Raw genomic sequence first — 23,529 nt, forward strand, 5'->3', positions numbered from 1 at the left:
CCCTCGGACCGGGTGCGGCCGGCGGCCACCGGAGGTTCATCTCACGGGGTAGTCGGGCGGCGGCCCGGGCCGGCCGGAGGCCGGGGACGGCACCGGCCTCACGCCCCGCACATGCCACCCGAATGTTCACAAACTTGTGATCACGCACCTCCCCAAACCCCACCCCCTTACGTCATATTGAGCGGTTATACGGGTTCGATTTCCGGACCCTCCACCCCGAAGAGGTGTGCCATGACCCCCGACACAGGACGCCCGCCCGCGGGCCGGGCAAGACGCACGGCCCGGATCGCGGCCGTCGCGGCGATCGCCGTCGCCGCCGCGGCCGGGCCCGCGCTCACCGCGGCCGGCGCCGCCTTCGCGGCAGGCACCGACGCGGACCCCCGAATATCCGCCGGCACCACGTCCGCGCCGAAGTCCCCGCACGACAAGCTCGGTTCGCAGGACGCCGAACTGCTCGCCCGCGCCAAGTCCGGCGGCGCCCGGTTCGTCTCGATGATGCTGGCCACCGCGCCGGGCTCCACCGAGCAGGCGACCGCGGGGCTGGACTCCCTGAAGGGCGCCTCCGTCGGGCGTACGGACGACAAGCTCGGTTACGTCCGGGCCACCGTGCCCACCGCGCAGGCCGACGCGGCCATCGCGAAGATGCAGAAGCTCTCCTCCGTGCACGCCATCGACCTCCGGCAGGAGATCAAGCTGCCGGACCCGCGGCCCGGCGCGGACCGCGGGCACAAGGGGAAGCCGCAGGCCGGCAGTTACCCGGCGCCCGGCAAGGGCACCCCGGCGAAGAACCCGTACCAGCCGTCCTTCGAGACCGGCGCGGTGGACTTCGTCCGGGACCACCCGAAGGCCGACGGCCGCGGCGTGACCATCGGCATCCTCGACTCCGGTGTGGACCTGGCACACCCCGCGCTCCAGAAGACCACCACCGGCGAGCGCAAGATCGTCGACTGGGTGACGGCCACCGACCCGGTCAGCGACGGCGACCAGACCTGGCGCCCGATGACCACTGCCGTCTCCGGCCCGTCCTTCAGCTACGGCGGCCGGACCTGGAAGGCCCCCGCGGGCTCGTACCGGATCAGCACCTTCGCCGAGGCCGCCACCACCGGCGGCGACATGAAGGGCGACCTGAACCGCGACGGGGACACCACCGACCGCTGGGGCGTGCTGTACGACCCGGCCGCCGGGACCGTGCGCGTGGACCTGAACGACAACGGCGACTTCACCGACGACCAGCCCATGAAGCCGTACAAGGACGGCTTCGGCATCGGCTACTTCGGCAAGGACGACCCGAGCACCCCGATCGCCGAGCGCATCCCCTTCACGGTGGAGATCCGCAAGGACGTCCCGATGGACCCGTTCGGCGGGGACTGGGCGGGCAAGAAGGCCGACTTCGTCAACATCGGCGTCGTCGAGTCGGAGCACGGCACGCACGTCGCGGGCATCACCGCGGCGAACGGCCTGTTCGGCGGGAAGATGAACGGCGCCGCCCCCGGCGCCAAGCTGGTCTCCTCGCGCGCCTGCACCTGGAGCGGCGGCTGCACCAACATCGCCCTCACCGAGGGCATGATCGACCTCGTCACCCAGCGGGGCGTCGACATCGTCAACATGTCGATCGGCGGCCTGCCGGCGCTCAACGACGGCAACAACGCCCGCGCCGAGCTGTACACCCGGCTCATCGACACCTACGGCGTGCAGCTGATCATCTCGGCGGGCAACAGCGGCCCCGGCGCCAACACCATCGGCGACCCCGGCCTGGCCGACAAGGCCGTCAGCGTCGGCGCGTCCATCTCCAAGGAGACCTGGGCGGCCAACTACGGCTCGGCGGTGACACGGAAGTACGCCATGCTCCCGTTCTCCTCCCGCGGCCCGCGCGAGGACGGCGGCTTCACCCCGGTCATCACCGCGCCCGGCGCCTCCATCAACACCATCCCCACCTGGGAGCCCGGCGGCCCCACCGCCGAAGCGGGCTACGAGCTGCCGCCCGGCTACGCCATGCTCCAGGGCACCTCGATGGCCGCACCGCAGGCCACCGGCGCCTCGGCGCTGCTGCTGTCCGCCGCGAAGCAGCAGCGCGTCGCACTGCCCCCGGCGAAGCTGCGCACCGCGCTGACCTCGACCGCCAAGCAGATCAAGGGCTTCCAGTCGTACGAGCAGGGCTCCGGCCTGATGGACATCCGGGCCGCCTGGTCCGCGATCCGGCACGGCGCCGCCGCCCATGAGTACACCGTCCGCGCCCCCGTGAAGACGGCCCTGTCCGACGTCCTGAAGACGCCCGGCTACGGCACCGGCCTGTACGACCGCGAGGGCGGCCTGAAGGTCCGGCAGTCCCGGACGTACGAGGTGACCATCACCCGTACCACCGGCCCCGACCGCCCCGTCCGGCACGAGCTGGACCTGATCAACAACGACGGCACCTTCGACCTGCCGGACGAGGACGGCGCGGTCTGGCTGCCGCTGAACCGGCCGGTCACGTTCGAGATCACCGCCAGGCCGCGGACCGCCGGCATCCACAGCGTCACCGTGGACCTGGACGACCCGCGCACCGAGGGCGTCGACCGCAAGATCCTCGCCACCGTCGTGGCCGCCGAGCCGCTGGCCGCGCCCCGCCACGCGGTCGTCAAGACCGGCACCGTCCAGCGCAACGCCACCACCTCGCACTTCATCACCGTGCCGAAGGGCGCCAAGGCCCTCCAGGTCTCGATGAGCGGCCTCGCGGCCGGCAGCCAGACGCGCTGGATCGCCCTCAGCCCGCAGGGCGTCCCGGTCGACCCGACCGGCACCCCGAACTGCTACCCGAACTACCCCAACCCCGCCAACACCTGCGACCCGACGCGGCGCACCTACAAGAACCCGGCGCCCGGCGTCTGGGAGATCGAGGTCGAGTCGCGGCGCACCTCGCCGCTGCTGGACAACCCGTACACGGTCACCGCGGCCGCGCTCGGCACCACCTTCGACCCGGCCGTCCGCGTCCTGCCCGAGGCCAAGGTCGGCAGCCCGGCCCCGGTGGCCTGGGAGGTCACCAACGCCTTCGCCGCCGTCGAGGGCACCCTCAAGGGCGGCGAGCTGGGCTCGTCCCGCACCGAACGCCCGACGATCAAGGAAGGCGCGTCGCAGCGGTACGAGATCGTCGTGGGCAGCGGGGTGTCCCGGCTGGACGCCGCGATCGGCGCGCCCGCCGACGCCAAGGCCGACCTGGACCTGAGCGTCCTGCTCGGCGGCAAGGTCGTCGCCTCGTCGGCGACCGGCACCTCGGACGAGGCGGTCAGCATCGCCAAGCCCGCGCCGGGCACCTACACCGTCGTCGTGGACGGCTACGCGATCCCCGCCGGCAGCACCGCCTACGACTACCGTGATGTGTATTACTCCGCCGGACTCGGTTCGCTCAAGACGGACGAGTCGAAACCGGTGAAGCTGGGTAGCGGAGCATCGACGCAGGTCACGGCCGAGGTCGCGGTCGCGGGCCCGGCTCCCGCGGGACGCGAGTTCTTCGGCGAGGTCCAGCTGCTGAACGCGTCCGGAACGGTCACGGGCAGCGGCGGCGTGCGCATCGAAAAGGTCGTGCCGTAGCGGCCTGAGATAGTGGACAGTAACGGGGCGGGTGCCCTCGACGGCGCCCGTTCCGCTGCTGTACGTACCGAACAAGGAGTGCCATGAGGATCGGAATCGTCGGAGCCACCGGTCAGGTCGGCGGCGTGATGCGGGGCATCCTCGCCGAGCGGAACTTCCCGGTGGAGCAGCTGCGACTGTTCGCCTCGGCCCGCTCCGCCGGGCGTACGCTCCCGTGGCAGGACACCGAGATCACGATCGAGGACGCGGCCACCGCGGACTACTCCGGCCTGGACATCGTGCTCTTCTCGGCCGGCGGCTCGACCTCCAAGGCACTGGCCCCCAAGGTCGCCGACGCGGGCCCGGTCGTGATCGACAACTCCTCCGCCTGGCGCATGGACCCCGACGTCCCGCTGATCGTCTCCGAGGTCAACCCGCAGGCGATCTCCGAGCGCCGCAAGGGCATCATCGCCAACCCGAACTGCACGACCATGGCCGCCATGCCGGTGCTGCGCCCGCTGCACGCCGAGGCCGGGCTGGCCGCGCTGGTCGTCGCCACCTACCAGGCGGTGTCCGGCAGCGGTCTGGCCGGCGTGGCCGAACTGGACGAGCAGGTACGCAAGGCCGTCGAGCAGGACGCCACCAAGCTCACCCACGACGGCGCCGCCATCGACTTCCCCGAGCCGGACAAGTACGTCCGCCCGATCGCCTTCAACGTGCTGCCGATGGCCGGCTCGATCGTCGACGACGGCCTGAACGAGACCGACGAGGAGCAGAAGCTCCGCAACGAGAGCCGCAAGATTCTGGAGATCCCCGGCCTGAAGGTCTCCGGCACCTGCGTCCGCGTCCCGGTCTTCAGCGGCCACTCACTCCAGGTCAACGCCCGCTTCGAGCGCGAGATCACCCCGGAGCGCGCCACCGAGCTGCTGGCCGGCGCCCCCGGCGTCGCCCTCTCGCACGTCCCCACCCCGCTCCAGGCCGCCGGCCAGGACGCCTCGTACGTGGGCCGCATCCGCAAGGACGAGACGGTCGACCACGGCCTGTCGCTGTTCCTCTCCAACGACAACCTGCGCAAGGGCGCCGCCCTGAACGCGGTCCAGATCGCGGAGCTGGTCGCGGCGGAGCTGCGCGGCTGAGCCGTCTCCGCCTGTGCCGAGGGCCCGTACGGATCTTCCGTACGGGCCCTCGGCGTCGCCGTGCCGGGCTACGGCCGCCGCACCTCGAAGTGGAAGCACCCGTACTCCAGCGCGCGGACGTGCACCAGCGCCACGTCCGGCTGCGCGAACGCCTCCGCGAGCGCCGCGTCGAACCCGGCATCCGCGTCCTCGGGGATCTCGAAGAGCCGCCCGCCGACGATGTGCCCGTTCGCGTCGTAGCGCCGCAGCGTCCGCAGGGCGCCCGGCCGCGTGAACGGGTACCCGGTTCGCTCGGCCTCCGGCCCGCCGCACTCCCCGGCGTGGACGAACACCGGCCCGCACTCGTCGTACGCCCCGGGCCGGGCCCGCCGCTCCTCGGCCCACCGCCGCAGCGGCGCGTACGAGACGAGCGCGACCCGCTCACCTTCTTCGATCGGCCGCAGGCAGCAGCGCAGCGGACTGCCCACGCTGCCGATGCGGTCACTCGCGGACCCGGCGGCGTAGGGCTCCATGGCCCGGCCGGAGTCGTCCGCGACGCGCAGTTCCTGGAGGGCGGTTTCGGGGATGGGGAGGGGTGTGTACGTCGTCATACGTACAGGGTGGGCGGGCGTTCGGCCCGTTTCCGGCGGGAATCGGACGTGGAGGTCGGCGGGCCTACGGCAGCTTGGGCGGATACGGCTTGAACCGCGTGGTGTCGACCGCGAACGAGAACGGCTCGGGCAGCGGCACCGGGTCGCCGAACCGGTACGGGTCCACCCGGCGGTAGGTCAGGTGATCGGGCTGGGAGTACAGCTCGATCATGCACTCGTTGGGGTCCACGAGGAGGTAGAGGGGGATGCGGCTCATCGCATACCACATGCGCTTCTTTATGTAGTCGCTGTCCCGGTCGGAGGAGACGACTTCCACGACGAGGTCGACGCGGTCGGCAGGGAGCGGGTTCGGGTTGGCCCGGACCGCTTCCTCGGTGGTGATCGCGAGATCGGCCTTGGGCTCGAAACTGGAGATTTCGGAGATGAGCGCCTGCTCGGGCAGCACCATTGTCCCCTCGCTGATCATCTGCGCGGTGAGCAGAGCAACGATGTAGTTGTGGAACGGTGCTGCCGACGCCTGCACAACGATCTTTCCGTCGATGAGCTCGATCTTGAGCTGGTCCAGCTCGGGGACCTTCTCCAGAAAGCGCAGCAGTTCGTGGCCCTTCTCGCCCCGCATGATGTCCTCAACAGTGTCGTGATGCATCAGGGTCATCGCGGCGCCTCCTTTCAGCCGGAGCGTACGGTCGGCGGCCGCTCTGAAGCGCACGATATCCGTCGTTGCCCTCTATCGGGTGATCCCGCGCCGCGTGGAAGGATGGCCCAAAGTCCGATGCGAAGGAGATGAACGGGTGCCTGGCACGAATCTGACCCGCGACGAGGCGCAGCAGCGGGCGCGGCTGCTGAGTGTGGACGCGTACGAGATCGATCTGGACCTCTCCGGTGCGCAGGAGGCGGGTGAGGGCGGTACGTTCCGCTCGGTGACCGTGGTGCGTTTCGACGCCGCCGAGGCGGGTGCGGAATCGTTCATCGACCTGGTCGCGCCGACCGTGCACGAGGTCGTGCTCAACGGTGAGAGCCTGGACCCCGGCACGGTCTTCGCGGACTCCCGGATCGCGCTCGCGGGGCTGCGGGAGGGCCGCAACGAGCTGCGGGTCGTCGCGGACTGCGCGTACACCAACACCGGTGAGGGCCTGCACCGCTTCGTCGACCCGGTCGACCAGCAGGCCTACCTCTACACGCAGTTCGAGGTGCCGGACGCCCGCCGGGTGTTCGCCAGTTTCGAGCAGCCGGACCTGAAGGCGACGTTCACCTTCACCGTCACGGCCCCCGAGGGCTGGACGGTGATCTCCAACTCGCCGGCGCCCGAGCCGCAGGACAACGTGTGGCGCTTCGCGCCGACGCAGCGGATCTCCACCTACATCACCGCGCTGATCGCCGGTCCGTACCACAGCGTGCACAGCTCCTGGGAGGGCGACGGACGCTCGGTGCCGCTGGGCATCTACTGCCGGCCGTCGCTGGCCGAGCACCTGGACGCGGACGCGATCTTCGAGGTCACCCGGCAGGGCTTCGACTGGTTCGAGGAGAAGTTCGACTTCGCGTACCCGTTCGCCAAGTACGACCAGCTCTTCGTGCCGGAGTTCAACGCGGGCGCGATGGAGAACGCGGGCGCGGTGACCATCCGCGACCAGTACGTCTTCCGCTCGAAGGTGACGGACGCCGCGTACGAGGGGCGTGCCGAGACCATTCTGCACGAGCTGGCGCACATGTGGTTCGGCGACCTGGTCACCATGGAGTGGTGGAACGACCTGTGGCTGAACGAGTCGTTCGCCACCTACACCTCCATCGCCTGCCAGGCGCACGCCCCGGGCAGCCGCTGGCCGCACGCCTGGACCACCTTCGCGAACTCGATGAAGACCTGGGCGTACCGGCAGGACCAGCTTCCCTCCACGCACCCGATCATGGCCGAGATCCGTGACCTGGACGACGTGCTCGTCAACTTCGACGGCATCACGTACGCCAAGGGCGCTTCCGTCCTCAAGCAGCTCGTCGCCTACGTCGGCATGGACGAGTTCTTCCAGGGCGTGCAGGCGTACTTCAAGGCGCACGCCTTCGGCAACACCCGCCTGTCCGACCTGCTCGGCGCGCTGGAGGAGACCAGCGGCCGGGACCTGAAGACCTGGTCGAAGGCGTGGCTGGAGACGGCCGGCATCAACGTGCTGCGCCCGGAGCTGACGGTCGCCGAGGACGGTACGGTCACCTCCTTCGCCGTGCGCCAGGAGGCCCCGGCGCTGCCGGCCGGCGCCAAGGGCGAGCCGGTGCTGCGCCCGCACCGCATCGCGATCGGCTGCTACGACCTCAAGGACGGCAAGCTCGTCCGTACCGACCGGATCGAGCTGGACGTGGACGGCGAGCGCACCGAGGTGCCCTTCCCCGCCGGCACGCCCCGCCCGGCCGTCATCCTCCTCAACGACGACGACCTGTCGTACGCCAAGGTCCGCCTGGACGAGGACTCGCTGCGCGTCGTCACCGAGCACCTGGGCGACTTCACCGAGTCGCTGCCGCGCGCGCTGTGCTGGGCGTCGGCGTGGGACATGACGCGGGACGGCGAGCTGCCCACCCGCGAGTACCTGGAGCTGGTGCTGTCGGGCATCACCAAGGAGTCCGACATCGGCGTCGTGCAGTCGCTGCACCGCCAGGTGAAGCTGGCGCTGGAGCTGTACGCGGCCCCGGCCTGGCGGGAGACCGGTCTCGCGAAGTGGACCGAGGCGGCGCTGGAGCAACTGCGGGCCGCGGCCCCCGGCAGCGACCACCAACTGGCGTGGGCGCGCGCGTTCGTCGCCACGGCCCGTACCGACGCGCAGCTCGACCTGGTCCAGGGCCTGCTGGACGGTACGCAGGAGCTTCCCGGCCTGGCCGTGGACACCGAGCTGCGCTGGGCGCTCGTCCAGCGGCTCGCCACGACCGGCCGCGCCGACGAGAAGGTCATCGAGGCGGAGCTGGAGCGCGACCGGACCTCGGCGGGCGAGCGGCACGCCGCGGCCGCGCGGGCGTCCCGGCCGACCGCCGAGGCGAAGGCGGAGGCCTGGGCCTCGGTCGTGGAGAGCGACAAGCTGCCCAACGCGGTGCAGGAGGCCGTGATCGGCGGCTTCGTCCAGACCGACCAGCGGGAACTGCTGGCACCGTACGCGGAGAAGTACTTCGCCGTGGTCAAGGACGTCTGGGACAGCCGCAGCCACGAGATGGCCCAGCAGATCGCGGTCGGCCTGTACCCGTCCCTCCAGGTCTCCCAGGAGACCCTGGACGCGACCGACGCCTGGCTCGCCTCGGCCGAGCCGGGCGCGGGCCTGCGCCGCCTGGTGACGGAGTCCCGCTCCGGCATCGAGCGCGCGCTGAAGGCGCAGCGGGCGGACGAGGCGGCCGCGTAACGGCGCGCCGGACACGCTGGAAGCGCCCCGGACCGGGTGGTCCGGGGCGCTTCGCCGTCCGGGGCGCTTCGCCGTCCGTACCGGACGCCGGTGCGCACGCGGGCATGGTGCCGCCCGGCAGGCGGCGCGTCGGGCACTGCCGTCTGCCGGGCGAGCCGGTCGCCGCCGGGCCCCGCCCCCCTCCGGCGGGGCCCGGTGCGGGCGCGGTACGGAGCCCGGTGCGGGCCCGGTGGGGCGTCGGGTCAGCCGTTCAGTTCGTCGAAGCGGCGGACGAGGGCGGCGCGGCCGGTGTCGGTGAGGTCGCCGTGCAGGCGCATCCGGGCGAGGCCGCCGTCGGGGAAGACGTCCAGCCGTACGTGGGTCGCGGTCACCGGGCGCGGGAGCGCGAAGCGGTGCGGGGTGTCGGGCTGGAGCCTGGTCCGCGGCAGGATCTCGAACCAGGACGCGTCGTCCGCCGGGTCGGCGGTCTCCGCGTCGCAGCCGTGGAGCGCCGCCCAGCCCGCCGCGTTGCCCTTCAGGTACGCGGTGTCGATCTCGACGGCGCGTATCTCGCCCTGTGCGGCGAGGCGGAACCGTACCCAGTCGTTGGTGTCGCGCACGCGGCGGCGGCGGTTCTCCCAGCCGTCGTCCATCTTGCGGGACAGGTCGGGCTGGATGAGCTGCGCGGGCGAGGAGTAGAAGCGGTCGGAGGCGTCCTCGACGACGCCGCCGTGCATGACGGACGCCAGGTCGACGGTGCCGAGCACGTCCAGCCACGCCGGGTCGGGCACGACCTCCCCGTACACCCGCAGCCGGGCGACGCCGCCGTCCGGGTGCTGCCTGAGCCGCAGGTGGGTGAAGCGGCGCTCCAGGGTCACCTCGAAGCCGTTGGCGGCGTGGCCGCGCACCGGCGTACGGGGGACGATCTCCTCCCACTTCACGGCGTCGGCGAGCAGGTCGGCGGGGCCCGGGCTGCCGGGGAGCGCGGTGGCCTCGACGGTGATCTGCTGCGGGTAGTTGCCGCGGAAGTGGGCGGTGTCGACGACGACGCCCCGGACGACGCCGGGGGCGGCCAGGCGGATCAGCGCCCAGTCGTGCTCGTCGTCGGTGGGGAAGGGGTGCGCGCCGTCGGCTCCGCGCCGCCGCCGGGTCTCCCAGCCGTCCATGATCTTGCCCTTGTGGCCGAAACGCTCCGGGTCGAAGACCGCGGGGCCGGGCTTCAGCAGGTTCTCGCGCTCGGCGAAGAACTCGTCGTTCGCGGCGATGACGCCGGCGCCGAAGCGGCGGTCGGCGAGGTCGACGAGCGAGGTGAAGGGGAAGTCCCCGCCGCGGTAGTCCGCGTACGGGTCGCCGCCGCCGTAGGGGGCGGCGTCGTTGGCGTGCGGGTCGGTGGCGGAGGCGGCGGCCGGAGTGCTGGTCATCTCTGCCCTTCGGTGAGGGGGTGATGTGACGCGGACTCCCTGACGATGGCAGGAACGTTTGTTCCAGGTCTATCGAAAGTTTCTGGAGGTTATGTTCAGGCAGGCTGAATGGTGGGGGTCAGTGAGCCGCTTCGCCGGGCGGTACGGCCGCCCTCTCGGCGGCCCGCCGGAGCGCGGCCAGCACCCGCGCCAACCCCGGCGCCCCCTCCGCCCCGCGCCGTACCGCCGCCACGACATGCCGCCGCGGCTGGTCGGCACGGAGCACCCGCACCGTCACCGCGGCGCCGCCCCCGTCCTGTACGGGCTCGGACCGGCCCCGCGACCCCGACATCGCCATCCTGGGCACCAGCGCCACCCCCATGCCCGCGCCGACCATGGCCAAAATCGCGTCCCAGTCGGCCGCGGCGTGCGCCCGTTCCGGGACGAAACCGGCGTGCTCGCACGCGGTCGTCGTGATCTGCGACCAGGGGCCGCTGCTCCCGAAGATCCACTGCTCGCCCGCCAGATCGGCCAGCCGCAGCCCCGGCTCGTCCGCCAGCGGATGGCCCGCGGGCAGCGCCACGTCCAGCGGGTCGGCGAGCAGCGCGAGCCGGGTGAACTTCGGGTCGCGCGGCGTCGGCGCGTGCGCGGCCAGCGACAGCGCGAGGTCGACGCTGCCCTCCGCCAGCAGCTCGTACGCCTCCGCCGCCTCCGCCTCCCGTACGGACACCGCGAGGCCGGGGTGCGAGCCGCGCAGTTCCCGTACGGCGGGGACCACCAGCGCGGGGATCGAGGTGGAGAACGCGCCGACCCGCACCTCCCCCGCCTCGCCCTGGAGGTAGCCGAGCAACTCGGCGTCCGCGCGCTCCAGTTGCGCGAAGACGGCTTCGGCGTGCCGCAGGACGAGGTGCGCGGCGTCCGTCAGGCGTACGCGCCGGCCGTGGGCCTCCAGGAGCGTCACCCCGAGCTGCCTGGCCAGCCCGGTCAACTGCTGCGACACCGCGGACGGCGTCAGATGCAGCGCCTCGGCGGCCGCCGTGACCGTGCCCAGCTCGTGCAGGGTCCGCAGGATGCGCAGCTTCTTGATGTCCCAGTCGGCCATGCGGGCAGCGTACGCAGACGGAAGGGCGGTCCCCCTACCCCCGTGCCGCCCGGCGGGCATCCCGGGCCGCCAGCCGCTCGTCGAACTTGCGCGCCTGGTCGTCCAGCCCGCCCATGAACATCCCCAGCTCCTCCTGGGCCCGCAGCCCGGCCGGGCCGAGGCCGCCGATCTCCAGGACCTTCAGGTAGCGCAGCACCGGCTGGAGCACGTCGTCGTGGTGGATGCGCAGGTTGTAGATGCCTCCGATCGCCATCCGGGCCGCGGCGCGTTCGAAGCCGGGCATGCCGTGTCCCGGCATGCGGAAGCCGGTGACCACGTCCCGTACGGAGCACATGGTCTGGTCGGGCGCGAGCTCGAAGGCGGCGGCGAGCAGGTTCCGGTAGAAGACCATGTGCAGGTTCTCGTCGGTGGCGATGCGGGACAGCATCCGGTCGCAGACCGGGTCGCCGGAGTGGTGGCCGGTGTTGCGGTGCGAGATGCGGGTCGCCAGTTCCTGGAAGGCGACGTACGCGATCGAGTGCAGCATGCTGTGCGCGTTGTCCGACTCGAAACCGGCCGACATGTGCGCCATGCGGAAGTTCTCCAGCTCCACCGGGTCCACGGCCCGGCTGGTGAGCAGGTAGTCCCGCATGACGATGCCGTGCCGGCCCTCCTCCGCCGTCCAGCGGTGCACCCAGGTCCCCCAGGCGCCGTCCCGCCCGAAGAGGGTGGCGATCTCGTGGTGGTAGCTGGGCAGGTTGTCCTCGGTGAGCAGATTGACCACCAGGGCGATCCGCCCTATGTCGGTGACCTTGGACTGCTCGGGGGCCCACGGTTCGCCGCCCATGACGCCGTCGAAGTTCCGGCCGTCGCTCCAGGGCACGTACTCGTGCGGCATCCAGTCCTTGGCGGCCTTCAGGTGCCGGTTGAGCTCCTTCTCGACGACCTCTTCGAGGGCGTACAGCAACCGGGCGTCGCTCCATGCGGCCTGGCCGCGCTCATCTGTGTGGCGGTCGGGGGCAATGGTCACGGATACTCCTGGGGACGGGGCTACCTACGGGTCCGTAGGTTACGCCATCGTAGGTTAGGTCCGCGTCAAAACAAGCCCTCGCCGGAATCCCGCCCTCCGCGGCAGGGGAGCGGCGGCCGGTGCGGTATACGCGGGCACGAAAAAGAGGGCGCCCGCCGGTTCTCACGAACCTGCGGGCGCCCTCGAAGAGGCGTGGGGAGGAGTCCTGGATCAGGCCTTGGACTGCTTGCGGGACTTGTCGCCGGCCATGACCAGGCCGGCGATGACCAGGAAGAGGACGATGGGAGCGGCGACATAGAGGCCGAGCGTCTGGACGACACTCAGTCCCGGACCCGGGTCGTCACCATCGTCGCGGGTGAGCGCGAACGCGGGGGACGACATCAGCAGCATCAGCGCGGTGCCGGCCGTGATGGTTCCGGCGCGCAGGGCGTTCTTCTTGACCAGATTGCTCACGAGGTCAACGTATCGGACGCCGTTCACCCTCGCGCGCCCGGGGTGGCCTAACGGTTGACCCGGCGCGTCGAGGGCCGCTCCGCGACCGCCCGAGGGGGCGCGCCCGGCCGGTTCACGGCCGGGACAGATGGGCCGTCACCGGCGTCAGGTGCGGGGCGGCGCGGGCCGCGAGGACCCGTACGCGTACGGCGTCGGCGGTCACCGGCGCGGGCAGCGCCAGGACGCGCCGGTGGCCGACGGTCGTCCCGCCGGCGATCCGCCGCCAGGTCCCGCCGGTCCGCGCCTCGACGGCGAACCGTTCCACCCGCTGCCCGTACCGCACCTCCTCCCCGAGCCCGACCCGGTCGAACGTGACGCCGCCGGGGCGTGTGGGCACGGGCCGGCCGCCCGCCGCCCGGCCGCCGGCCAGGAGATCCGTCCCGTACGTCGCCCGTACGGCCCGCCCGAAGCCGGCGAGGGCGGCGGCATCCGCCGCGCCGATCCGCCCGTCGCGGCCCGGCGGCACGTTGAGCAGCAACGACGCGTTGCGGCCCACGCTCTTCTCGTACAGGCCCAGCAGTTGGGCGGGCGTCTTGGGCCGCTCCCAGGGGTGGTGGAACCAGCCGGGCCGGATCGAGACGTCCGCCTCCGCCGGATACCACTGGAGGTACTTGGTGGTGGGTGCGAGCACCTTGGCGCGGGAGCCGATGTCGGCGTCGGTGGAGTCGTTGGGCAGGCCGCCGGAGAGCACCGACCAGGGGTCGACGGCGGACGGGGTGACGCTCCACTCCGTCTCGCGCGCCACACCCCGTTCATTGCCGACCCAGCGCACGCCCTGCGGCCCCTGGAAGACGACGGTGCGCGGCGAGAGGCGGCGGATCGTCTCGAACCACTGGCGCACGTCGTACTTCTGCGTGATCCCGGCGTCCGCCCACGGGTTCGCGCCGTCCAGCCACAGCTCCTCGACCGGACCGTACTGGGTGAGCAGTTCGTAGACCTGGTTGAGGTAGTACGCGTCGTAGTCGTCGGCACGGACGGTGAAGGAGGGCAGCCGGCCGTCGCGTACGGCGTCGGCGCGGTCGTCACCGGGGACGAGGGTGGGGAGGGTGCGCTCGGTGACGGGGCTGCCGTTGCCGAAACGGCCCAGCCCGGCGGGTGCCCGGCCGCGGTCCGCCAGGGCGACCCGCTCGGGCAGGCTGAGCGGCTTGCCCTCGGCCTGCTTGCGCCGGACCTCCTCGACCCAGCGGGCGTGCCGGGCGTGCGGCAGTTCGGCGCCGTCGGACGGGGAGAGGTAGAGGCCCACCGCGAGCCCGGCCTTGCGGGCCGCCCGTACGTACGCGCCGACGACGTCCGGCTGCCCGGGGCTCGCCTTCACGGTGTGCGGGGTGTAGCGGCTGGGGTAGAGCACGAAGCCGTCGTGGTGCTTCACGGTCAGCATGACCTGTTCGGCGCCCGCCGCCTTGTACGCGCGCATCCACTGGTCCGCATCGACACGCGGCGGCGCGAACCACTTCGGGTCCTCCGTGCCGGAGCCCCACTCGCGGCCGGTGAAGGTGTTCATGCCGAAGTGCGTGAACGCGGTGACCTCCCGCTCCTGCCAGGCGCGCTGCGCGGCGGTCGGCACGACGTGGGCGGCCTTCTCGATGATCCGCGCCGGGGTGTCGCAGGGCAGGACGGTCATCTGGGAGGCGGGGTGCACGGGGCCCTGGCAGGGAGCCGCGCCGGATGGACGGGCGAGGACCGGCGGCCGGTCGGGTTCCGGCCGGCCGGCGGCGGTGGCCTGGAACGGCAACGGCAGCGCGAGGGCAGCGGCGGCGAGCGCCGAGACGGTACGGAAGCGGGAGCGTGATCGGCTTCTTGCCATGGTTCCCTCCAACTCCCCGACCGGGAGGGGTCGGATCTCTTGGACGGCGTCCACGGCATGGTGCCGTACGGCCGGGGCGGCCGGAAGACGGCCGCACGACGGGTGCGGGCCGCCGTACTTTCCGGCCGTACCGGCCCGACTACCGCCGCGAAATGCGCAGTTCCCTCATCAGCGCATGGAGGCGGGGAGAGGCGGTGATCTCCTCCAAGGACAGCGGGCGCCCCGCCGGATCGGCGATCGGCAGCCGCCAGTTGGGGTATTCGTCCCATGTCCCCGGGAGGTTCTGCGGCCGCCGGTCGCCCACCGCGTCCGGCAGCCACACCCCGACCATGCGGGCGGGCGTCCCCAGCAGGTAGCGGTGCAGGGCCTTGACCGCCGCCTCCTCGTTCCCCCGCCCCTCCGGCAGCAGCCCCAGCCGGTGCAGCGTCTCCAGCCACTCTCCGACCTCGACCGCCTCCGCCGCCTGCTCCTCGTGGAGCGGGCGGTCCAGCAGCCCGAGGCCGTGCCGGAGCGCGGCGTGCTGTCCGGTGAGCCGGGCAGCCGTGCTGGGCAGGTCGTGCGTGGTGACGGTGGCCAGACAGTCGGCGCGCCAGTCGCCGGGCGGCAGCGGCCGGGCCGGCTCCTTGGTGTAGTCGCGTTCGAACCACAGGACGGACGTGCCGAGCACCCCCCGTCCGGCCAGCTCCGTACGGACCACCGGCTCGACCGTCCCCAGGTCCTCACCGATGACGGCGGCGCCCGCGCGGTGTGCCTCCAGGGCGAGGACGGAGAGCATCGCCTCGGCGTCGTAGCGCACGTACGCGCCCTCCGTCGGCGGCCGACCCTCCGGCACCCACCACAGCCGGAACAGGCCCATGACGTGGTCGATGCGCAGGGCGCCCGCGTGCCGCAGCAGGCCGCGCAGCAGACCGCGGTACGGGGCGTAGCCCTGGGCGGCCAGCGCGTCCGGCCGCCAGGGCGGCAGGCCCCAGTCCTGGCCGCGCGAGTTGAAGGCGTCCGGCGGCGCGCCCACGGACATGCCGGCCGCGAAGGCGTCCTGCTGGGCCCAGGTGTCGGAACCGGAGGGGTGGACGCCGACGGCCAGGTCGTGCACCAGACCGATGCCCATCCCGGCCTCCTCGGCCGCGCGCTGGGCGGCGGCGAGCTGCTGGTCGGTGAACCACGCGAGGCGGCAGTAGAAGTCGATGCGGTCCAGCAGGCTGCCGCGCATCCGTGCCGTCCGGGCCGAGCGCGGGTCGTCCAGGCCGGCGGGCCAGCCGCGCCAGTCGGACCCGTACCGCTCGGCCAGCGCGCACCAGGTGGCGTGGTCCTCCAGGCTCGTGCCCTGCTCGGCGAGGAAGTCGCCGTAGGCGGCGCGCCGCCCGGGGCTCAGCGGCACCTTCCAGAGCAGCTCCAGCGCTTCCTTCTTCAGCTCCCACACGGCGTCCCGGTCGATCAGCGCGCCCTTGCGGAGCACCGCATCGCGCAGCGTCCGGGCCCGTACGAGCAGCGCGTCGAACCGGGACCTGGCGTCGCCTTCGAGACAGCCCAGCTCGGGGACGTCCTCGATGCGCAGGTGGACGGGGTCGGGGAAGCGGCGGGAGGAGGGGCGGTACGGCGAGGGGTCGGTGGGCGCTCCCGGTACGGCCGCGTGCAACGGGTTGATCTGCACGAAGCCGCTGCCGAGCGTGCGTCCGGACCAGGCGGCCAGGTCGGCGAGGTCGCCCAGGTCCCCCATGCCCCAGGAGCGGCCGGAGAGCAGGGAGTAGAGCTGCACCATGAGGCCGTGGGTACGGCCGGGCGGCGCGGGCATCCGGTCGGGGGCGACGATCAGGTGGGCGCGGGCGGAGCGGCCGTCGGGCGTGTGGGCGCGCAGGGTGTGGATGCCGAGGGGGAGACGGCCCACGGTGCCGCCGGGAACTCGGTCGGGGATGCGAGCGGAGGCTCGGCGCGGTGTGCGGGCACCGTCCCGGTCCCGGGCGGGCGGCTCGTACCCGTCCTCCGGGCGGCCTCCGGGGTCCGGGCCCCAGTCGAGCACCTCGCCCGACTCGGTCTCCACCCGCAGGGCGGTGCCTTCGGGCAGGCGCGAAAGCTTCGGCGGGCGCCCCGGGCGCACCACGACGGTGGGCGGGAGCAGGGCCCGGCCCGCGCCGTGGTCGTACGCCTCCAGTGCGGCGCGTACGGCGTGCGGAGTCGAGGCGTCGACCCCGAGCGCGGCGAGGACGGCGACGACGGTGTCGTCACCGACGTGTTCGATACGGCCCGGTGCGGGCTCATAGGACGTGCACACACCGTGCAGACCGGCGAGCCGCGGTCGGCCCATCAGACCTCCATGGTCTCCGTACCCAGGCCGGCCGCGGTGGGCTCGCTGGTCAGCGGCAGCTCGGCGGCGATCGGGGACTCACTGGTGAGCGGGGCGGCGTCGGCGAGCGGGGGCTCGCTGGTCAGCGGCAGTTCGCAGAAGCAGAGCGAGCCGGAGCCGTCCAGGCCGGAGTCGGGGTCGGAGACGCCGTCGAACAGATCCGGCTCGACGGGTTTCTCCGGCCGGAAATCTTCCGGCTCGGAGGGTTTGACGCGCTCTGCCGGGTACTCGGGGGCGGACGACAGTGCGTCGAGGAGAAGCTGAGCGGACGCGGCCACGGAGGGCCTCCCGTTCGTCGGTAGTGGGACACGACCTGCCCTACCCACTCCGGGCGGTCGCAGACGTATCCATTCAACCAACGTGGTCCAGGTCACACATCCCTCGTGCAGGCGATTTGCCGGTGGCGGACGGGTGACGGCGCACGGCTGCCCACCGGAGAGGCTTTCCGGCGGAAGTCCTTCGGCGCCCCGCCGCGCCTCCGCCGCCCCTCCCCGGGAGCCCCCGAGCGCCCCTGGACACCCGCGTGACACGTCGCGACACGCCGGTCGCACAGGGCAAACCCGGCACTTGGTGTACTGCCGTTGACACCCTCACCGCCATAGTGGTGGGCTCACTGCCGAAGGCTGGTCCGGCGGGTTTCCACGGGGTACGAGGCCCCCGCCGCGTCAGCCGGCTCAGGGGCGCGCGGCCGCGGGGCGGCCGGGCTGCGGCCGTCCGGTGCGTCACCGGTCGGCCGGTGAGTGGGACGACGGGGACTGAGGAGAGACCGTGCGAGTCCGGAGCGGCGTTCGGGACGCCGGAAGGGTCGGCAGGCAGGGCGAGGGAACCGGCGGGGCCGGGGAGGGCAGAGCGGAAGAGGGCGACGCCTTCCGGGCCGGGGATGCCGCGGCCCGCCGGTCCGGGGATGCCGCCGCCCCGCTGACCGGCCCCACCAGCATCGGTGCCGGCAGCCTCGACCCGGGCGGCATCGGCCGTTTCGGCGCCGTACGGGCCGGGGCTCGCGCGCGCGTCGGGGCCACCGCCCTCGCCGCCGCCGTCATCGGCGGGCTCCTCGGCAGTACCTCCCCCGTCCACGCGGCCCCCGCCGACCCGGCCGTCGGCACGCCCGACCTGCCGGGGCAGTCCGACGGCACCGGCCGGGCCGTTTCCGCCGGGCAGTTGCCTGCCGTGTGGCCGCGCCCGCAGTCGATGCGGTCGGGCGGCGCGTCCGTAGCGCTGGACGGCGAGGCCACCATCGTCGCCGGTCCGGACACCGACCCGTACGCGCTGAGCGCGCTGCGCGCCGTGCTGCGCGACGCCGGGGTCCGTACGGTCCACGAGTCCGCCCCGGGCCGGGCGCTGCCCGGCGAGGGCCCGGTGTTCCGCGTCGGCGGCCCGGACGCCGAGACCGCACTACGGGCCCTGCGCGCGCCGGCCCGCGGGGACCTGCCCGCCGGCGGCTACCGTCTCGCGGTCGGCGAGGTGGCGGGCCGGGACACGGTCGCCCTGGACGGCGTCGGCCCGGACGGCCTCTTCCACGCCGTACAGACCCTGCGTCAGCTGGTCGTGGAGCGGTCCAAGAACGACAGCACGGCAGGCGGTGGCGAGGCCGACCGTGGCGAGGCCGGCGGCAAGGAGCTGGCCGCGGCCGTCGTACGGGACTGGCCCGGCACCGCCGTACGCGGCACGACCGAGGGCTTCTTCGGCCAGCCCTGGACCCGCGAGCAGCGCCTGGCCCAGCTCGACTTCATGGGCCGGACGAAGCAGAACCGCTACCTCTACGCGCCCGGCGACGACCCGTACCGCCAGTTCCGGTGGCGCGACCCCTACCCGGCGGCGCAGCGTGCGGACTTCCGCGCGCTGGCCGCCCGGGCCCGTGCCAACCATGTGACGCTGGCCTGGGCCGTCTCCCCCGGGCAGGCCATGTGCATGTCCTCCGAGGACGACCTGAAGGCACTGCGCCGCAAGGTGGACGCGATGTGGGCGCTGGGCGTGCGCGCCTTCCAGCTCCAGTTCCAGGACGTCAGCTACAGCGAGTGGCACTGCGACGCGGACGCCGACACCTTCGGCTCCGGCCCCGAGGCCGCCGCGAAGGCGCACGCCAAGGTGGCGGACGCGCTCGCCGCCCACCTCGCCGACCGGCATCCCGAGGCGGCGCCGCTCAGCCTGGTGCCGACCGAGTACTACCAGGACGGCTCGACCGCCTACCGGAAGGCGCTGGCGGCCGCGCTGTCCGACCGGGTCGAGGTCGCGTGGACCGGCGTCGGCGTCGTCCCCCGCACCATCACCGGCGGCGAACTGGCCGAGGCCCGCGAGGTCTTCGGCCACCGGATGGTCACGATGGACAACTACCCGGTCAACGACTACGCGCAGGACCGTATCTTCCTCGGCCCCTACACGGGCCGCGAACCCGCCGTCGCCGTCGGCTCCAGCGCGCTGCTGGCCAACGCCATGGCACAGCCCACCGCGTCCCGCATCGCCCTGTTCACGGCCGCCGACTACGCCTGGAACCCGCGCGGCTACCGGCCCGGCGCCTCCTGGCAGGCCGCCATCGACGATCTCTCCGGCGGGGACGCCGCCTCCCGCGCCGCGCTGCACGCGCTGGCCGGCAACGACGCCTCCTCGGTCCTCGGCACCGACGAGTCCGCGTACCTCAAGCCGCTGATCGAAGCGTTCTGGAAGGCCCGCGCCGACGCCACCGACAGCGACGCCCGGGCCGACGACGAGCAGTACACCAGGGCCGCCGCCCGGCTGCGGGCCGCCTTCCACACGATGAGCGGCGCGCCGGAACGCCTCTCCCCCGGCCTGGCCGACGAAGTACGTCCTTGGGCGCGGCAGTTGGCGCGTTACGGTTCGGCGGGCGAGCGGGCCGTCGACATGCTGGTGGCGCAGGCCCGCGGCGACGGCTCCGCCGCGTGGACCGCACAGCGCGCCGTCCAGGACCTGCTGAAAAAGATCAAGAAGAGTCCGGTGACGGTCGGAAAGGGCGTTCTGGGCCCCTTCCTCGACCGCGCGATGACCGAGTCCGACGCCTGGACCGGCGCCCGCTCCGACCGCTCCGACACCGCCCCGCCGCCGGACCAGGCCGCCCACCCCACCTCCCTGACCGTCCCCTTCGGCCGTCCCCGCCCGCTGACCGCGGTCACCTCGCTCACCGAGCCGAGTCCGTCCGCGGCCGCCGTGTCCGTGGAGGCGCACGTACCCGGCGAGGGCTGGCGGCGCCTCGGCGGCCTCTCCGGCACCGGCTGGACGCAGACCGAGGCGCGCGGCATGAAGGCCGACGGCATCCGGCTGGCCTGGAAGGACGGCGCGACCGCGCCGTCCGTGCACTCCTTCACCCCGTGGTTCGCCGACACCCCGGCGGCGGGCCTGGAACTGGCGCACGACGAGATCGACGCCGACACCGGCGGCACCTTCTCCGTGGACGCCCGGATCTTCTCCCGGCGCCCCGCCGACGTGGAGGGCAAGCTCACGGCGAAGGCGCCCGAGGGCTTCACCGTACGGGCGCCGGAGCACGTCACGGCCCCGCGCGGCGGCACGGCCACCGCCCGCATCCGGGTCACGGTCCCGCGCGACGCCAAGACCGGCACGTACGAGATCCCGGTCACCTACGGCGACCAGAAGCGGACACTGACCGTCCGGACCTACCCGCCCACCGCGGGCCCCGACCTGGCCCGCGGCGCCGCCGCCACCTCCTCGGGCGAGGAGACGCCCGAGTTCCCGGCCGGCGCCGCCACCGACGGTGACCCGAAGACCCGCTGGTCCTCCCCCGCCCAGGACGACGCCTGGCTCCAGTTCACCCTGCCGCGCCCCGCCCGCCTGGGCCGCCTCACCCTCTCCTGGCAGGACGCCTACGCGGCCGCCTACACGGTCCGGGTGTCGTCCGACGGCGTCACCTGGCGTACGGCAGCCACCGTCCGCGACGGCAAGGGCGGCCGCGAAACCCTCCGCATGGACGCGAAGGACGTCCGCTTCGTACGTATCCAGGGGGACAAGCGCGCGACCCGCTTCGGCTACTCGCTGTGGAGCGTGGAGGCGTACGCGGTGAAGGGCCCGGACCGGCCCGTACCGCCGCCCGCCCGGCCGTCCGGCCCCGGCGGCGGCCGGCCCGGCACACCGGCGCGGCCGGCGAAGACCGGGGGCACCTCCGGGAGCGGCCCGTCGGCCCACGAGGCATGGCCGGGCGACGGGCGGTAACGGGCGCACGACCGGGGCCGGGGCCCCGGTCCGTCCGATCCCCGCTCACCACACAAAAGACCCGGACCTATGCCGATACGGCATCGATCCGGGCCAGCGCGTCATCCGCCCCGTACGGCTGCAGATATGGCAGCCACCGGGGGTCCCTATGCCCCGTGCCGATGATCCGCCAGGCCAGGCCCGACGGCGGCGCGGGCTGATGCCGCAACCGCCAGCCGATCTCGGCGACATGCCGGTCGGCCTTGACGTGGTTGCAGCGGCGGCACGCGGCGACGACGTTCTCCCAGGTGTGCTGCCCGCCACGACTGCGCGGGACGACGTGGTCGACGCTGGTTGCGACGCCACCGCAGTACATGCACCGCCCGCCGTCCCGGGCGAAGAGGGCACGGCGGGTCAACGGGACGGGGCCGCGAAAAGGCACCCGCACGAACCGCTTGAGGCGGACCACACTGGGAGCGGGCATCACACGGGTCGCGCTGTGCATCAGGGCGCCGGACTCCTCAAGGCTGACGGCCTTTTCGTTGAGGACGAGGATGAGCGCGCGGCGGAGCGGTACGACGCCGAGCGGCTCGTACGACGCGTTGAGGACCAGGACATGCGGCACGGGTGCCTCCTTGTACGCCGGCGGCGCGTGGCTCGCGCCGGGACGATCTCTCCACAGTGTCCCCCGGTGCCTGGTCGGAGCGCCACCATCACCGGGTAACGGGTCCGAGGTGTTTTCGACCACACCGCTTTACTTCCCCCCAAACAGTCCCGTAATTGGTCCGGTCACTCTCGAACACCGGCGCGGACCGCCCTCGTTGCCCCGTTAGTGTGGTTGGTCTGCCCGGGGCACGGTAAGTCCCGACCCGGGTCTGCTGTCCCACACGGAGGTTCCTGCTGTGTTCTGGTCCGCTTCCCCAGCCGCCACGCCGCCCGGCGCGCACCGCCGGGCGTCGCTCGACGACGCCACGGAAAAGGCCACCAACGCCGCCGGATGGGTGGAGGAGAACTGGGCGACCTGGCTCACGTCCGCCCTGCAGATCGCGCTGATCATCATCATCGCCGTCATCCTGCGGCATGTGATCCGGCGCACGATCACCAAACTCATAGAGCGGATGAACCGCACCGCGACGGCCGCCCAAGGCACCGCGCTGGGCGGGCTCCTGGTCAACGCCGAACGCCGCCGCCAGCGCTCCGAGGCCATCGGCTCGGTACTGCGCAGCGTCGCGTCCTTCGTCATCATGGGCACCGCCGCCCTGACGGTGCTGTCCGTCCTCAAGATCAACCTGGCCCCGCTGCTCGCCAGCGCCGGCGTCGCGGGCGTCGCCATCGGCTTCGGCGCCCGCAACCTCGTCACGGACTTCCTCTCCGGCGTCTTCATGATCCTGGAGGACCAGTACGGCGTCGGCGACGAGATCGACGCGGGCGTGGCCACCGGTACGGTCGTCGAGGTCGGCCTGCGCGTCACCAAGCTGCGCGGCCCCAACGGCGCCATCTGGTACATCCGCAACGGCGAGGTCAAGCGCATCGGCAACCTCAGCCAGGGCTGGTCCACGGCCGCCGTCGACGTCATGATCGCCCCGGACCAGGACCTGGACCGCGCCCGCGAGATCATCACCGCCGTCGGCGATGAGATGTCCAAGGCCGAACCCTGGAACGAACAGCTCTGGGAGGCCGTCGAGATCCTCGGCCTCAGCGAGGTCCACCTCGACTCCGTCACCATCAGCGTCTCCGCCAAGACCATGCCCGGCAAGGCCCCCGGAATAGAACGCGAACTCCGCTGGCGCATCAAGAAGGCCCTCGACGCCGAGGGCATCACCTTGGCCCCGCGCCCCCTCCCCACCCCAGCGGACGAACCCCAGACCCCCGACCCCACCGCCGCCGTATCGGCCCCGTCGGCCCTGGCCAGCCCGACGTCCCCACAGTCCCTGGCAACCACACCGATTCCGCCGCCGAACTTGGGGAAGTGACCGGGCGCACATGAACCCACCCTCGACATGATGTTCGATTCACGGGTGGGTTCGTGTGCTCCCTTGCACGTCTTACTCGAACGGGTGAGACGCAGACGAGAGCGCCGCGGACGGGGTGCGGCCGGGCCGGACGCCTCAAGCCCCCTGGAGCTTGTAGTCGTAATAGTCCGTCGGGCCGGTCAGGACGGCCTGGAAGTACAAGGGCTCACCGTCGGTGTCGAGCGGCACTTCGTGCCCGGCCTCACGCGTGAAGCCCAGCGAGAGCTGAGGAACGCAGGCATACAGGCCTTCGTCCAGAACGGTCAGCCCCATGTCTCCCAACTGCCGGAGAAGCTGCCGGGCCGGAGTGCGGAAGACGTCGATGCCCTGGAATCGAACCGTGATCTCTTCCGGCCCGGGGCGCGGAATCCACACCTCGGCCGCGGTAAGTGTCCTGCCGTCCTCGAAGTGGAAGACGACCTCGAACTGTTCGTGCAGAACAGTGGCTTTCATGTAACGAACCGGGTCGGCGACCCCATTGTCCTGCACCTTGACCCGGCCCCACTCCGAGGCCTGGGCCTTGACCCTTTCCGCTGCCGCGCCGAGCGGAAAACCGGTGATGCCGTGGGGCGGGTCCAGTTCGATGTCCATGCCG

16 protein-coding genes are annotated in these 23,529 nt (G+C 72.7%); 5 read left to right on the top strand and 11 right to left on the bottom strand.

Annotated elements, in window-relative coordinates; translation table 11 throughout:
• Positions 1–231: 231 nt before the first annotated feature.
• Both AB0A97_RS04630 and AB0A97_RS04635 read left to right on the top strand, forming a co-directional pair.
• Positions 232–3,567, top strand: a complete 3,336-nt coding sequence (locus AB0A97_RS04630; protein ID WP_361144318.1) for a S8 family serine peptidase — start codon at positions 232–234, stop codon at positions 3,565–3,567.
• An 83-nt stretch (positions 3,568–3,650) separates the two neighbouring features.
• Positions 3,651–4,682 carry an aspartate-semialdehyde dehydrogenase gene (locus AB0A97_RS04635; protein WP_361144321.1) on the top strand — a complete coding sequence of 344 codons (1,032 nt, stop codon included), beginning with the start codon at positions 3,651–3,653 and terminating at the stop codon, positions 4,680–4,682.
• Positions 4,683–4,750: 68 nt separating this feature from the next.
• On the opposite strand, the gene AB0A97_RS04640 is transcribed toward AB0A97_RS04635, so the two are convergent.
• Both AB0A97_RS04640 and AB0A97_RS04645 read right to left on the bottom strand, forming a co-directional pair.
• Entirely contained in the window at positions 4,751–5,272 is a 522-nt protein-coding gene (locus AB0A97_RS04640; RefSeq protein WP_361144324.1) for a DUF1203 domain-containing protein, read from the bottom strand.
• A gap of 64 nt (positions 5,273–5,336) precedes the next feature.
• Positions 5,337–5,927, bottom strand: a complete 591-nt coding sequence (locus AB0A97_RS04645; protein WP_361144326.1) for a Uma2 family endonuclease — start codon at positions 5,925–5,927, stop codon at positions 5,337–5,339.
• 136 nt (positions 5,928–6,063) lie between these two features.
• On the opposite strand from AB0A97_RS04645, the gene pepN reads away from it, so the two are divergent.
• Positions 6,064–8,640 (top strand): aminopeptidase N, encoded by a 2,577-nt coding sequence (gene pepN / locus AB0A97_RS04650; RefSeq protein ID WP_361144328.1) that lies wholly within the window; start codon positions 6,064–6,066, stop codon positions 8,638–8,640.
• 242 nt (positions 8,641–8,882) lie between these two features.
• Here pepN and alc read toward each other — a convergent pair whose 3' ends face one another.
• The 7 genes from alc to AB0A97_RS04685 all read right to left on the bottom strand — a co-directional run bounded on the left by alc (position 8,883) and on the right by AB0A97_RS04685 (position 17,045).
• The gene (gene alc, locus AB0A97_RS04655; protein WP_361144331.1) at positions 8,883–10,040 is read right to left on the bottom strand and encodes an allantoicase; all 1,158 of its coding nucleotides are present in this window, start codon (positions 10,038–10,040) and stop codon (positions 8,883–8,885) included.
• A 118-nt stretch (positions 10,041–10,158) separates the two neighbouring features.
• Positions 10,159–11,121, bottom strand: a complete 963-nt coding sequence (locus tag AB0A97_RS04660; protein ID WP_361144334.1) for a LysR family transcriptional regulator — start codon at positions 11,119–11,121, stop codon at positions 10,159–10,161.
• 34 nt (positions 11,122–11,155) lie between these two features.
• Complete coding sequence (locus AB0A97_RS04665) at positions 11,156–12,130, bottom strand: acyl-ACP desaturase (protein WP_361144337.1); 975 nt, start codon at positions 12,128–12,130, stop codon at positions 11,156–11,158.
• Between the two features lie 210 nt (positions 12,131–12,340).
• On the bottom strand, positions 12,341–12,583 hold the full coding sequence (locus AB0A97_RS04670; protein WP_030020579.1) for a hypothetical protein: 243 nt from the start codon (positions 12,581–12,583) through the stop codon (positions 12,341–12,343).
• 112 nt (positions 12,584–12,695) lie between these two features.
• Positions 12,696–14,426 (bottom strand): alpha-L-fucosidase, encoded by a 1,731-nt coding sequence (locus AB0A97_RS04675; RefSeq protein WP_361144341.1) that lies wholly within the window; start codon positions 14,424–14,426, stop codon positions 12,696–12,698.
• Positions 14,427–14,565: 139 nt separating this feature from the next.
• The gene (gene malQ / locus AB0A97_RS04680) at positions 14,566–16,728 is read right to left on the bottom strand and encodes a 4-alpha-glucanotransferase (RefSeq protein WP_361144344.1); all 2,163 of its coding nucleotides are present in this window, start codon (positions 16,726–16,728) and stop codon (positions 14,566–14,568) included.
• Entirely contained in the window at positions 16,728–17,045 is a 318-nt protein-coding gene (locus tag AB0A97_RS04685) for a hypothetical protein (protein WP_361144346.1), read from the bottom strand. Before AB0A97_RS04685 ends, malQ begins: the two co-directional genes overlap by 1 nt.
• A gap of 688 nt (positions 17,046–17,733) precedes the next feature.
• On the opposite strand from AB0A97_RS04685, the gene AB0A97_RS04690 reads away from it, so the two are divergent.
• Positions 17,734–20,943: a beta-N-acetylglucosaminidase domain-containing protein gene (locus AB0A97_RS04690; RefSeq protein WP_361145276.1), complete on the top strand. Its 3,210-nt coding sequence runs from the start codon at positions 17,734–17,736 to the stop codon at positions 20,941–20,943.
• A gap of 67 nt (positions 20,944–21,010) precedes the next feature.
• Here the strand turns inward: AB0A97_RS04690 and AB0A97_RS04695 are convergent, their stop codons facing one another.
• The gene (locus AB0A97_RS04695; protein WP_003982442.1) at positions 21,011–21,547 is read right to left on the bottom strand and encodes an HNH endonuclease; all 537 of its coding nucleotides are present in this window, start codon (positions 21,545–21,547) and stop codon (positions 21,011–21,013) included.
• A 277-nt stretch (positions 21,548–21,824) separates the two neighbouring features.
• Here AB0A97_RS04695 and AB0A97_RS04700 point away from each other — a divergent pair, with 277 nt between their 5' ends.
• Positions 21,825–22,895, top strand: coding sequence for a mechanosensitive ion channel family protein (locus AB0A97_RS04700; RefSeq protein WP_361144349.1), 1,071 nt, complete (start codon positions 21,825–21,827; stop codon positions 22,893–22,895).
• 135 nt (positions 22,896–23,030) lie between these two features.
• Here the strand turns inward: AB0A97_RS04700 and AB0A97_RS04705 are convergent, their stop codons facing one another.
• Entirely contained in the window at positions 23,031–23,525 is a 495-nt protein-coding gene (locus AB0A97_RS04705; RefSeq protein ID WP_361144352.1) for a hypothetical protein, read from the bottom strand.
• Positions 23,526–23,529: the final 4 nt, after the last annotated feature.

The organism is Streptomyces sp. NPDC045470 (assembly GCF_040646595.1).
Classification (GTDB): Bacteria; Actinomycetota; Actinomycetes; order Streptomycetales; family Streptomycetaceae; genus Streptomyces.